We start from the raw sequence: 13,627 nt of genomic DNA on the forward strand, positions 1-13,627 counted from the left end.
ACTCACCTCACTTGTGAAGACCATTTCAAGCGGATTCTGCCGTTTCATTCAGTATTTTAGCGCACTCATCGTGGTCGCCTTTTTAGGTGGCTGCAATTTGGACACTCGCATGTCCACTTTCGTGACCAAGGGTCCGATCGCTGAGGAGCAGCTCAATCTATTCATGCTCACCGTGTGGGTGACAGGTATTATCTTCGTGATCGTCGGGGGTGTATTCGTCTATGCCGTCATTAAATTCCGCGAGCGCCCGAACGATGACCGCCCGATGCCCTCACAAGGCCACGGCAACCCGCTGGTGGAAATCGGCCTCATCGGTGCATCGATCTTGCTGCTCGCGATCATCGCGGTGCCCACACTTCGAGCCATCTGGTTCACGCAGGAAACACCGGACGATCCAGAAAGTCGCTTGGGCGCCTGGTATCAGGGCGACGATCTAGCGGAGGAAGAGGCAGAAAATCCTCTCATTATTAAAGTGATCGGCTATCAGTGGTGGTGGGCTTTTGAATATCCACAACTCGGCATTACGACTGCCAATGAAATGATCATCCCCGCAGGTAAAGTCGTGCACCTAGAGCTGCGCTCGATCGACGTGATTCACTCATTCTGGTTGCCACGCATCGCGGGTAAGGTCGACCTGATCCCCGGGCGCACCAACTCCATGTGGATCCAAGCAGGCGATAATTTTGCCAAGTGGAAAGAAAAACAAGGACTGGAAGGCGAAGGTCCGGAACTGCGTCAAGACTACGCGAAATACCTCGAAGAGGAGATCCACGATTATTACTACGGCCAATGCGCAGAATATTGCGGCGAGTCGCATGCGCGCATGTTGTTCCGCACCACAGCGGTCGACGATCAAGCATTTGCTGAATGGGTGGCCGACGAAAAGGCAGGCCATGGCACCCCCGACGGCAAGAGCTGGGATGAGTGGTATACCGCTTACGAAGAAAATCCTGAAGAGTTAACGGGGGATCTCAATGAAGGCCTGAAACTGTTTATGGGCCGCGCGAAGTGCGCGACCTGCCACACCGTGAATGGCAACCCGCGCGCGCTCGGCGTCGCAGGGCCCAACCTGACCAATATCGGCTCGCGCCAGTCGATTGCAGCCGGCTGGCTCAATCACCGTGCCGAAGATGGCAGCATCGATGTCGAAAAACAATACGACAATCTTTACAAATGGATCCACGAGCCCGAAGTCGTTAAGCCCGGCAACCTGATGTGGAAAGCCAATGGCGGTGGCATCGGCGAGTTGATCGATGAACACGGCGAGCCCGCGCTACTGACCGACGAAGAAGTCAGCAAGCTTTCACTTTACCTTCAATCTCTCAAGTAGGCCTTTCAGATGAGTCAAACGGAAACCGCAACACCCGCCCCTAAAACCAGCCACGGTCACCAACCGCACGTGCTCAAACCTGAGCGCAGTCGCTTGGGCCTAATGCGCCCGGACCATAGCAAGAGCGTCTTCATCGACTGGTTGACCACAGTGGACCACAAGAAGATCGGCATCATGTATGGTGCCATCGCACTATTCTTCCTGTTTATCGGCGGCATTGAAGCCTTGATCATTCGCACTCAGCTGATCGTGCCGGAGAACGACTTGATCTCGGCAGAGCGCTACAATCAGCTCTTTACTATGCACGGCACCACCATGATTTTCCTCGCGGTGATGCCCTTGAACTCGGCCTTCTTCAATTTCCTGATCCCCTTGCAGATCGGTGCGCGCGACGTCGCCTTCCCGCGCATCAACGCACTCAGCCTGTGGTCATTCGTGGCCGGCGCCCTGGTCATCAATTTTGGCTGGTTGTTGGAAGCGTTGCAATTGATGGGCCTCTTCTCCGCATCAGGCCCGACTGCGGGCATGACCGACTTGGCACCTTCGGGGGGCTGGTTTGGCTACGCTCCCTTGAGCAGTAAAGAATATTCAGGCGTCGGCACCGACTTCTGGATTATGGGCCTCCAGATTCTTGGGGTGGCCTCACTCACTGCATCCATGAATTTCATCGTCACCATCCTCAACATGCGCGCACCGGGCATGAAGATGATGCGCATGCCGGTCTTCACTTGGATGAGTTTGGTGGTGGCATTTTTGATCATCTTTGCCTTCCCAGCGATTACCATCGCCCTGGGACAACTGATGTTTGACCGCACTTTTGGCACCAACTTCTTTAATGTCGCCGGGGGCGGACAACCCATCCTGTGGCAGCACTTGTTCTGGATTTTTGGTCACCCGGAAGTTTACATTCTGGTGCTGCCTGCCATGGGCATCATTTCGGAAGTGCTGCCGACTTTCTCGAAGAAACCACTTTTCGGCTATTCCATCGTCATTTTCTCGGGCGCGGTGATCGGCTTCCTCGGCTTCGCAGTGTGGTCGCACCACATGTTCACCACAGGACTGGGCAAGGTGGCCACGGCGGCCTTCTCACTCTTAACCATGGCGATCGCGGTGCCCACCGGCGTTAAGATTTTCAACTGGGTCGGCACCATCTGGGGCGGTCGTATTCGTTTCACCGCTCCGATGATCTTCTCCTTGGGCTTCGTCTGGATGTTTATGATGGGGGGCTTCTCCGGCATCATGCACGCCGCAGCCCCGGCCGATGCGCAGCAGCAAGACAGCTATTTCGTGATTGCCCACTTCCACTACGTGATCATGGGCGGCATTTTCCTCGCACTCGTGTCGGGCATTTACTACTGGGTGCCCAAGGTATTCGGCAAAATGTGGACCGGCTCACTCAGCACATGGGTGGCAGTTCTCATCGTAGTCGGCCTGAATGTGACTTTCTTCCCGATGCACTTCCTCGGCCTGCTCGGCATGCCGCGCCGCACCCACACTTACCTGGAAGGCTTCGGCTGGTCCTCTTATAATTTGGTTTGCACCCTCGGCTCCTATATCCTCGCCATCGGCATCTTGCTACTGCTCGTCGACTTGATCCGCTGCCTGCGTCGTGGCGAACCGGCTGGCAACGATCCTTGGGACGCACGCACTCTGGAGTGGGCGACGACCTCACCTCCTCAGGTTTACAACTTTGCCAAGACTCCAGTCATCCCAGCACGTGACGCACTCTGGTCGCACAAACATGGCCCCGAAGGTAAAAAGATCACCTACGAGGACGATCATGGTCATGGCATTCACATGCCGAGTAATTCATGGATGCCTCTGATCGCATCGATTGGCTTCGTGCCACTCGGATTGGGCATGACTCTGAAACAAGCCGGCGTCCCTTACATGGGCTCGTTTGCCATCTTCGGCCTCTTCGTGATCACACTGGGCCTCGCGCTCTGGGCACTCGAAGGCCCTGGTGGCTTCCACCTACACCCTGATGAAGACGATGCATAGCGTCGGCATTTCCCAATTTTCAATTTCAAATTCTTAATTCTCTAAATGTCTGACACAGCTACAGCACATCACGACGACCACGCCAGTCTGAATATCGACAACAAGAAGCTACTCATGTGGCTCTTCCTCGGCTCGGACTGCATGTTTTTCGGCACGCTCATCTCGACTCACTTGATCTATCGCAAGATCTACCCCGAGTCCTTTGACCCCACGAGCCTCTTCAGTTTGGAGCTCACCTCGTTCTCGACCTTCATCCTGCTGATGAGCTCCTTCTTGATGGCGCTGGCAGTTTCGGCCATGCACAAAGGCGAGCTCAAGAGCTTCCGCCGCAATGTGCTGGGCGTCATCTTCTTCGGCCTCATCTTCCTCGGCTGCCAAGTCTATGAGTTCGCGCACTTCGTGCACGAGGGGCTTACCCTCTCGACGAATACTTTCGGATCCACCTTCTACATGATGACCGGCACCCACGGCGTGCACGTGGCGATCGGCGTATTTTGGCTCATCTGCATGTATTTCTACTCCCACACGGGCAAGATGGATGCACACGAGAGCGCTGTGGACGTCGAGATCGCAGGCCTTTACTGGCACTTTGTCGACATCGTCTGGATCGTCATTTTCACAGCCGTTTATCTGATCGAGTTCATTTGATCGATCCATTCGCACCTGATATTCTATTAAAAAATTTTGACCATGTCTGACGTACACTACGCTCCACTTCCTGTCTCTGAGAAATCGCACAAGGACAGCGAAACCGACAAGTATCATACCTTCGTCAACCTAGCGCTCGGCCTCGCCGCCATCACCGGAGTCGAACTGGTATTGGTTTACTTGCCCTTTAATTCGACCTTCATCTTCACGGTCCTATTGACGCTCTCCTTGTTTAAATTCGTAGCTGTGATCGCATGGTTCATGCACCTGCTCTACGACAAATTGCTGCTCACACTCGCATTCGGCACTGGCATGGCAATTGCCACCGGCACTTTTATCGCGCTCGGCTCCCTCATCTCCCGTAGCGACGTCGACTTAGATGCGATTACGGGATTTTAGTATCCAATTGAAGCGACAATCGGGACGATCCATTCGCCCGATTACGTTTGATGACAGTTTTCGAGGCTCAAGGCCAAGCGTCTGACTGATTCGAAGAGCGAAAACAAACTCGTATCTCACGATTTTTTTCATTCGCAACTGAGTCGCTCGGTCACATTCTCCGCTCGATGCAATTGCACTGGCACACTGAACCGCTCCTGTTAATCACCTTACTCGGTGTGGGCTGGTTATACGCGCTCGCAATCGGTCCCCTGCGCCTACGAATCGCATCCGATGCTCGCTTTTCACTACGGCAGTGCATCCTGTTCTATCTTGGGCTGGGGCTGACCTATCTGGCAGTCGGCTCCCCACTCGATCAAATTGGCGAACAATTCTTATTCTGCGCCCATATGGTGCAGCACATGTTACTAATCTATTGTAGCACCACACTGTTCATCTATGGCACCCCGGCCTGGTTGATCGATTGGATGCTCAAACCGGAGCCCTTGCGTAAACTAATGAGCCTGCTCACACACCCCGCATGCGGTGGCCTGCTCTTTACATTCGTCTATACCATCTGGCACGTGCCCACACTCTACGAGGCGGCACTTCACGACAAGCGCATTCACATTCTAGAGCACTGGACGATGTTTGCCCTCGGGTTAATCATGCTCTGGCCCTATTTAACCAACTCCACTCGCGTGCCACGCAGGAGCTACGGCGTATGCATGCTCGCAATCTTCCTTCTGATGGTCGGCCAGTTGCCCGTATTCGGCTTTCTCTCATTTGCCAACGAGGCTATTTACCCCACCTACGCATGGGCACCTCGTATCATTGATCTGGACCCGCTCAACGATCAAATTCTAGGCGGAATCATCATGAAAGTCGTGAATATGGGATTTTCACTTACAATTCTAGGAATATCCTTTTATCATTGGGCCAAAAGTGAGGAGGAAGACGCCCCAGCGGGTGCCCACTCCCTAGAACTCTAACTTTGCAACTTTCTAAATGACCTGGGAAATTTTATTCGTCTTCGCACTGCTTGGCTTTGCGATCATAAGCTTTGTTTGGGAGCGTATCTCAGCGGATTTAACGGCATTAACCGTGTTCGGTGTCTTGTTATTTGTCAGCGTACTGACCAATAGCGAAGCCCTCCCCACACTGGATCAACTACTGAGCGTATTTGGCAATTCGGCACCACTCACGATTGCAGGCATGTTCATTGTAAGTGCAGCGCTGGAACGTACTGGCGCAATCGACTTAATCACCGCCTACCTACGCAAACTGGTCAAATTCCCCTACCGCAGCTTTTTATTTATCATGATCCTGGGAGTTGGCGGCGTATCCGCCTTCGTCAATAACACCCCCGTGGTCATCGTGCTCATGCCAGTGATTCTATCACTCTCGCGGGACATGGGCGTCGCCTCCTCGAAGCTGTTAATTCCGCTTTCCTACGCATCGATATTTGGCGGCACCTGCACCCTGCTCGGCACCAGCACCAATCTGCTCGCTAGCGGCATATTGCTCGATGCCGGCCATGCACCGATTGGCATGTTCGAATTAGCCGCCGTAGGCCTCCCGATTTTAATGATCGGCACCATTTATTTGGTGCTCTTCGGGAACAAATTACTACCGCACCGCGAGACTCTCACCTCCATCCTAAGTGACGAAGAACGCAAGGAATTTATTACCGAAGCCTTCGTCCGTGCGGGCTCCGACCTACACGGCAAAACACCACTGGACAGCGGCATGTTAAAGGGACGTGGTATCCGCCTGCTCGAAATTGTGCGACATGGTGTCGCCGTCCAAGGTGACCCTAAAAAACAAATTCTACAATACGGGGATCGACTGGTCCTCGCCTGTCGTCCATCCGGTGTAGCCGAAGCACACTCCATGAAAGGCATCACCATTCAGACGGAACTCGCGGAAGGTCTGGAAACGATTGCCACCGATGAAGGGGCACTGGTTGAGGGGGTCATCTCCCCCCACGCTTCTATCGCGGGCCTGACTTTGGGTGAAATCAATTTCCGGCAGCGCTTTCGGATGGTCGTGGTAGCCGTGCACCGTAAAGGCACCAATCAACGGGAACGCCTATTTAGCCTACGTCTCAAGGCCGGTGACACCCTACTGATGATGGGCTCCACCAAGGCAATCGACTCGCTGGCCAACAGTGACGAAATCATTATTCTCGACCGTCCACGCGTGCCCGCCCGCAGCCTACGCGCCAAAATGCCCATCGCGATTGGAACGACCGCCTCAATTGTGACCCTCGCCACCTTTAACTTGGTGCCAATCGTCGCAGCAGTTTGCCTGGGTGTCGCCATCCTACTACTATCAGGCTGCATGAAGGCCAAGGATGCCTATGCATCAGTCGAATGGAGCATTCTAATCATAATTTTTGGCATGCTCGCGCTCGGGCAAGCAATGGACTCCACTGGAGCCAGTCTAATGATCGCGCAAAACATGACCGGATTAGTCTCTAGTTTCGCGCCAGAGCACTACCAAAACGTAATCATGCTAGCCTTGATTTACATTATCACATCCACTTTTACCGAATTCCTATCCAATAATGCAGCTGTCGCGCTGATGGTCCCAATCGCCCTGGGAATCGCCGCGACACTCGGCATCGACCCGCGCCCCTTTGTCGTCGCCAGCTGCATCGCTGCGTCCGCCAGCTTCGCGACTCCTATCGGCTATCAAACCAATACCTACGTATACGGCGTCGGCGGTTACCGCTTCTTCGACTTCACCAAGGTGGGATTGCCCCTAAATTTGATTTGCTTTGTCGTCACGCTCACAGTCGTGCCCATTTTCTGGAGCTTTTAAGCCACCGCGGCTCCCATCGAGCATCAAATATAATACATCTCCGCATCCGCGTCCTTTACGATAAAATCGTCGAGCGTGTATTCGCGCATCTTTGATTCAAAGCATTCGCCAATCTCGCTCCAGATCCCTGCCACGCGCTCGCCAGAGTGCCCCGCATCTTCGAAGCTGCGCTCAAGCAACTCACCGTCGACCGCTTCAACAATCTCGATTAACGTCACCTTCTTCGGATCGCGGGACAAAGCATAGCCTCCCTGCTTGCCACGTTTGCTGACAATCAAGCCGGCATTTCGCAATTCATTGAGAATTTGCACCAGATAATTCGCCGGAATCGCTTCCGCCGTCGCCAACGTCTCGATGTGCGCAAGTTTATCCTGACCGTGGGAACGACCAAGTTGAGCCAATACACGGCAGGCATATTCAAGTTTATGAGAGAGCTTCACACGGCTTAAGTTAGGCTCATGACTAAAGAAGTAAACTTAAAAGCAAAACAGTCTGAATCCATCTACCTTTTTCTGAATCGCGCGCTCCAAGTCGAGAGAAAAGCGACAGCTTAATTTTAAGCTCTTTTTGTAGGTATAAGCACCTACTAAATAAGCACTTAACGAAGCTCAAAAAAAACTCAAAATACGGCACTTTTTAGTAGCCAGTCACCGGCTCGATCCATATAAATTTACAGCTTATGCCAGAAGATACAACGCCCGAAAATTCAGAAACCAAAGACGCTGCTGCAGCGGCTAAAAATGAGGTCTACGACTCGTCGAAAATCCAGAAGCTCGAAGGTCTCGAAGGTGTGCGCAAGCGCCCCGATATGTATATCGGCGACACCAATGAACGCGGCCTCCACCACTGTGTGTTTGAGATCGTCGACAACTCGATCGACGAGGCGCTCGCCGGCTACTGCAGCAATATCACCGTCAGCATTCACAGCGACGGCTCCTGCTCCGTCGAAGATGACGGTCGTGGCATCCCGGTCGACATCCACCCGAAATACAACATCCCATCGCTGGAGCTAGTGATGACCAATCTCCACGCAGGGGGCAAATTCGGTAAAGGCGCCTATCAGGTCTCAGGCGGTCTACACGGCGTCGGTGCCAAGTGTGTGAACGCGGTTTCGGAATGGTTCGAAGTCGAAGTTCGCCGCGACGGCAAAGTCCACAAGATGGAATTTTCCCGCGGAAAAACGACTTCTAAAATGAAGATCATCGGCGATACCAAGCGCACCGGCACGCGAATCGCCTTCTCACCGGACCCGGAAATCTTCGAAACGACCCGAGAATTTAAGTTCGAATTGCTAGGTAAGCGTCTACGTGAGCTCGCCTTCCTGAACCCCGGCATCCAAATCACTTTTGTCGATGAACGTATCAACAAGACCGAGACCTTCATTTTCAAAGACGGCATCGCGGAATACGTCACCTACCTCAACGAAAACAAAAACGTACTCCACGCCGAGCCGATCAGCTTTCACGGTGAAGCCCCCACGCCCAACCCGGATCTGGATGCCAACATCGTCGTCGATATCGCCTTCCAATATAACGATAGCTACAACGACCAAATCTACGCCTACGCCAACTCGATCCACAATATCGAAGGCGGCACCCACCTCTCAGGCTTCCGCACCGCTCTCACGCGTGTGATCAACGCCTACGGTAAGGCCAATAACCTAATCAAGGACAAGGAGCCCAACCTCTCTGGTGAAGATGCCCGCGAAGGCCTCACAGCCATCGTTTCGGTCAAAGTTCCCGAGCCGCGCTTCGAAGGTCAAACCAAAACCAAACTTTCCAATGGTGAGGTCGACGGCATCGTGCAAAAGATCACAGGCGAGGAGCTTAAATACTATTTCGAAACGAATCCTCAGGTCGCTAAAAAGTTGATCGACAAGTGTCTCAACGCCGCCCGTGCCCGCGAGGCCGCCCGCAAAGCCCGCGAAACGGTGCGCAAGGGTGCCCTCTCCTCCGGTGGCCTGCCAGGCAAACTGGCGGACTGCTCCTCCAAGGACCCCGCCATGTCGGAACTCTATATTGTGGAGGGTGACTCTGCGGGTGGTTCGGCCAAGCAAGGCCGTGACCGCGCCACACAAGCCATCCTACCGATTCGTGGTAAGCTACTCAATGTGGAAAAAGCCCGCCTCGACAAGGTGCTGGGTAATAATGAAATTCGCACCCTCATCACTGCCGTCGGCACTGGTATCGGTGATCACGAGGGCGACGGCGCCTTCGATGCCACCAAGGCGCGTTATCACAAAATCATTTTGATGACCGATGCCGACGTGGACGGTGCCCACATTCGCACCCTCCTGCTTACTTTCATCTTCCGCCAAATGAAGGGTCTCATCGAAGCGGGCTATGTCTACATCGCACAACCGCCGCTGTATAAGATTAAGCGCAAGCGCCGTGAGCAATATGTCGACAATGACGCACAGCTCAACCGCATCCTATTGGAACTCGGTTCGGAAGACGTCACCTTGGATCGTCTGCGTGATAACACCGAACTCAGTGGCGATACCATCGACCGCTTAGTGGAATGTATGTCACGCCTGGAAATGATTGGCCGCGGCGTCACTCGCTATGGTTGCGACTTTGCCCAATACCTCGATCAACACGACGGCGTAGATTATAAACTACCACGCTACATCGTCCGTATCCGCACGGGTAATGACGAAGAATTCCGCTTCCTGAAAAACGATGACGATCGCATCGCCTTCCACACAGAATTTCAACTGACCGACGAAGACGGCACAGGAACCGTGATTCGCGAGATCCTCAGCGATGAAGGCATCAAGATTCAGCAACGTATTTCCCTACACGAGATCTACGAGTCCACAGAGATGGCCAAACTCATCCGCGAAATCGCCGATGCAGGTATGGACATCAAACAGTTCAGCAAATCCGAAGAAGCTCGCTACCAAATCATCGAAAACAAGGGTGATGAGAAAAAGGAGAACATTATCGAACTCCACTCCATCATCGAGTTGATCGAAAACATACGCACCATCGGACGCCGTGGCCTCAGTATTCAGCGCTACAAAGGTCTTGGTGAGATGAACCCGAAACAACTCTACGAAACCACGATGGATCCGAAAAAACGCCGTCTGCTCAAAGTCAATATCGCCGACGCCGCCGTCGCGGACGGCATCTTCTCCATGCTCATGGGTGAAGATGTTCCAAGCCGCCGCGCCTTCATCGAAGATAATGCGCTCAATGTAGCGCACCTCGACGTCTAACCATGGCGAATAGCTAAGAACCCATAGCGAAACGCACGATTGGCGACTCATCAGCCATCCGTCATTCGCGATCCATTATTATTTTAAACGAAGTTTAAAAATCTCATGTCCGAAGAACTCACACCACACAACCCCGAGCACACACGCCCCGAGGGCACGTCGATTATCGACATCATGCAGACGGCTTACATCGACTACTCGATGTCTGTCATCGTCAGTCGCGCGCTCCCCGACGCCCGCGACGGCCTCAAGCCCGTGCAACGACGTATCCTCTACGCAATGTTGCGTGAAGGCCTGCTACACAACCGCCCCTTCGATAAGTGCGCCGGTGTCGTCGGGGAAGTCCTGAAGAACTATCACCCCCACGGTGATAGCTCAGTTTACGACACACTCGTTCGCCTCGCCCAACACTGGGTCATGCGCTACCCACTCATCATCCCACAAGGTAACTTCGGCTCCATCGACGGTGACTCCGCCGCGGCCTATCGTTATACTGAGTGTAAACTCGAAGGCATCGCCGAAGATCTGCTCAAAGACATCGACGAAGACACCGTCGACTTCGTGCCGAACTATAAGGAAAGCTCCACCGAGCCCTCGGTGCTTCCTGCCGCATTGCCCAATCTCCTGATGAATGGCTCCACGGGGATTGCGGTCGGTATGACCACGAATATTCCGCCGCATAACTTAAACGAAGTCATTGATGCCACAGTCGCCATCATCGATAATCCCAAGATCGAACTCGATGAGTTGATCAAAATCATCCCCGGCCCCGACTTCCCTGGTGGCGGATTCATTCACGGAAAATCGGGTATCGAAAGCTACCTCAAAACTGGCCGCGGCATCGTCCGCACCCGTGGTATCGCCGAAGTCGTCGAGAATAAAGGCAAAGAAGAAATCATCATCTCGGCCATCCCTTATAACGTCAACCGCGCCTCCCTAGTCATCCGTATCGCCGACTTGATTAAGGAAAAAGCAATCGACGGCATCTCCGATCTGCGCGACGAGTCGACCGAGACGACACGCATCGTCATCGAACTCAAACGCGGCGCCATCCCACGCGTCATCATCAATCAACTCTACAAGAGCACACCACTGGAAAGCTCTTTCGGCGTCATTCTACTCGCGCTCGACAACCGTCGCCCCAAGCAGATGAACATCAAAGAGATGCTCACCTGCTACATCGACCACCGCCGCGATGTCATCTACCGCCGCACCGCCTTCCGTCTGCGCAAGGCCGAAGCACGCGCCCACATACTCGAAGGCTACAAGATCGCCCTCGATAACTTGGACGACTTTGTCAAAATCATCCGCGCCTCCAAGAATCGTGAAGAAGCCAAGCAAGAGCTGATGGCCAAGTATCCTCTCTCGGAGATTCAGACCACCGCCATCCTCGAACTGCGCCTCTATCAACTCACCGGCATGGAACGCGGTAAGATCGAAGAAGAGTACCTCGCTCTGATGGCGGTCATCGAAGAGCTGCGCTCCATCCTTGAAAGTGAGCAAAAGTTGCTCATGGTCATCAAGGAAGAGCTTGGCCAGATGAAAGAGAAATACGGCAACCCACGCCGCTCGACCATCCTCTCGATTGATGGCGACCTTTCCATGGAAGACATCATTCCAAACGAAGGCTGCATGATCACCATCACCCACAAGGGCTTCATGAAGCGCACTTCGCTGGATGAATACCGCTCACAGAAACGCGGCGGCAAGGGCGTGATTGGCTCCGGGCAATATGAAGATGACTTTGTCGAACACCTCTTCACCGCGTCGACTCACGATTACATAATGTTCTTCATGAATAACGGTCGAGTCTACGTAGAAAAGGTCTATCACATCCCTGAAGGCAGCCGCACTGCCAAAGGACGCGCCATCGCCAACATCATCGAACTACAAGCAGGCGAAAAGATTGCTGCGATGATTTGCGTCAAAGACTTCAACGAATCCGATCAACGCATCGTACTCGCCACCGAGCGGGGGGTCACTAAGAAGACCCTACTCTCCGACTACAAGAACCACCGCAAAGGCGGCCTGATCGGTATCAATATCGACGAAGGCGATAACCTGATCGGCGCACGCCTCACCAGCGGCAACGACGACATCCTGCTAGTCACCAGCAACGCTCAGTCGATCCGATTCCCAGAGACCGACCTGCGCGACCAAGGCCGTGCCACACGTGGCGTGCGCGGCATCAAGCTCAAGACTGAGGCCGACAAGGTGGTTGCGATCGAAATCGTCAATCCAAGCCCAACAGGCGAGCCAGCCGAAGGTGAAGAAACCGAGCCCAAGAAGCTACTGCTAATCGCAGGTGCCAACGGCCTCGGCAAGCGCACCGAGTTCAGCGACTACCGCGTCCAATCACGCGGCGGCTCCGGTATCATTGCCATCAAGTCCGACAAAGTCGCAGGCGCACTCAGCGTCACCGAAACGGACGAGATCATGATGTTCACCAAGAAGGGCCAAGCCGTCCGCAGTCCGATCAATACCGTTCGCGTGACCGGTCGTGCTGCCAGCGGCGTCAAACTAGTCAACCTAGCTGACAAGGATGAGTTAATCGGTATCAGCAAAGTCATCGCCACTGAGGAAGACCAATCCGGCGAAGACGCAGAAGGTGGCGAAGTCACCGACGTCGAGACTAGCGATGTGGTAGAGACCACGGACGACAGTTCCGCACAGCAGGACACAAACGAAGAGTCCTAAACCACTCGTGTATATGCCTCTCCAAAGCCGCCTCCAACGAGGCGGCTTTTTTATTTACCACCAAGCAAGTAATCATCCACACTAGGTCCGCGCTCTAAATCAAATTGTTAAAGATGAATGAACCACACAAAGCCCCACTCTTTGATCGCATTGGCGGTCGAGACGGACTCCTCAAATTACTGCGGTATTTCTACGCGGATGTACGGCAACATACAGTCATAGGCCCGATCTTCAAGGCCCACATACAAGACTGGCCAGCGCATATCGAAAACATTGCAGACTTTTGGTCAGGCATCACAGGAGGCCAGGCCAAATATCGTGGTGGCATGCCAATCAAACACCTATCCCTCGGTTTGGGCGAAGAACACTTTCAAGCTTGGCTTGGACTATGGAAACGCAATTGCAGCACCCATTTAGCACAAGCAGAAGCCACAGAGATGGCCGCCATTGCTGACAAAATTGGCCTCCGCCTAAAAGCTATCATTGCAAATCACAACAAACCGACACTCGATTTGTTTTCCTAAGGT

General features: G+C 53.6%; 10 protein-coding genes. 9 read left to right on the forward strand and 1 reads right to left on the reverse strand.

Annotation, left to right across the window (positions count from 1 at the left end; translation table 11 throughout):
- The first annotated feature begins 13 nt into the window (after positions 1-13).
- From SH580_RS03030 to SH580_RS03055, 6 genes are all read left to right on the forward strand, one after another.
- A complete protein-coding gene (locus SH580_RS03030; RefSeq protein ID WP_319833533.1) occupies positions 14-1,330 on the forward strand; it encodes a cytochrome c oxidase subunit II in 1,317 nt (438 codons plus the stop codon).
- A gap of 9 nt (positions 1,331-1,339) precedes the next feature.
- On the forward strand, positions 1,340-3,331 hold the full coding sequence (ctaD, locus tag SH580_RS03035) for a cytochrome c oxidase subunit I (RefSeq protein ID WP_319833534.1): 1,992 nt from the start codon (positions 1,340-1,342) through the stop codon (positions 3,329-3,331).
- A gap of 45 nt (positions 3,332-3,376) precedes the next feature.
- Positions 3,377-3,979 carry a cytochrome c oxidase subunit 3 gene (locus SH580_RS03040; protein WP_319833535.1) on the forward strand — a complete coding sequence of 201 codons (603 nt, stop codon included), beginning with the start codon at positions 3,377-3,379 and terminating at the stop codon, positions 3,977-3,979.
- 42 nt (positions 3,980-4,021) lie between these two features.
- Positions 4,022-4,378 (forward strand): cytochrome C oxidase subunit IV family protein, encoded by a 357-nt coding sequence (locus SH580_RS03045; protein WP_319833536.1) that lies wholly within the window; start codon positions 4,022-4,024, stop codon positions 4,376-4,378.
- Between the two features lie 167 nt (positions 4,379-4,545).
- Positions 4,546-5,349 (forward strand): cytochrome c oxidase assembly protein, encoded by an 804-nt coding sequence (locus tag SH580_RS03050; protein WP_319833537.1) that lies wholly within the window; start codon positions 4,546-4,548, stop codon positions 5,347-5,349.
- A gap of 16 nt (positions 5,350-5,365) precedes the next feature.
- Positions 5,366-7,183 (forward strand): SLC13 family permease, encoded by a 1,818-nt coding sequence (locus SH580_RS03055; protein WP_319833538.1) that lies wholly within the window; start codon positions 5,366-5,368, stop codon positions 7,181-7,183.
- Between the two features lie 23 nt (positions 7,184-7,206).
- Here the strand turns inward: SH580_RS03055 and SH580_RS03060 are convergent, their stop codons facing one another.
- Positions 7,207-7,623 carry an RrF2 family transcriptional regulator gene (locus SH580_RS03060; RefSeq protein ID WP_319833539.1) on the reverse strand — a complete coding sequence of 139 codons (417 nt, stop codon included), beginning with the start codon at positions 7,621-7,623 and terminating at the stop codon, positions 7,207-7,209.
- Positions 7,624-7,862: 239 nt separating this feature from the next.
- Here SH580_RS03060 and gyrB point away from each other — a divergent pair, with 239 nt between their 5' ends.
- The 3 genes from gyrB to SH580_RS03075 all read left to right on the forward strand — a co-directional run bounded on the left by gyrB (position 7,863) and on the right by SH580_RS03075 (position 13,624).
- Entirely contained in the window at positions 7,863-10,403 is a 2,541-nt protein-coding gene (gene gyrB, locus SH580_RS03065; protein WP_319833540.1) for a DNA topoisomerase (ATP-hydrolyzing) subunit B, read from the forward strand.
- Between the two features lie 105 nt (positions 10,404-10,508).
- Positions 10,509-13,100, forward strand: coding sequence for a DNA gyrase subunit A (gene gyrA, locus SH580_RS03070; protein ID WP_319833541.1), 2,592 nt, complete (start codon positions 10,509-10,511; stop codon positions 13,098-13,100).
- Positions 13,101-13,213: 113 nt separating this feature from the next.
- Entirely contained in the window at positions 13,214-13,624 is a 411-nt protein-coding gene (locus SH580_RS03075; RefSeq protein ID WP_319833542.1) for a group III truncated hemoglobin, read from the forward strand.
- Positions 13,625-13,627 lie beyond the last annotated feature (3 nt).

The sequence above is a fragment of the Coraliomargarita algicola genome (assembly GCF_033878955.1).
GTDB classification, from domain to species: domain Bacteria; phylum Verrucomicrobiota; class Verrucomicrobiia; order Opitutales; family Coraliomargaritaceae; genus Thalassobacterium; species Thalassobacterium algicola.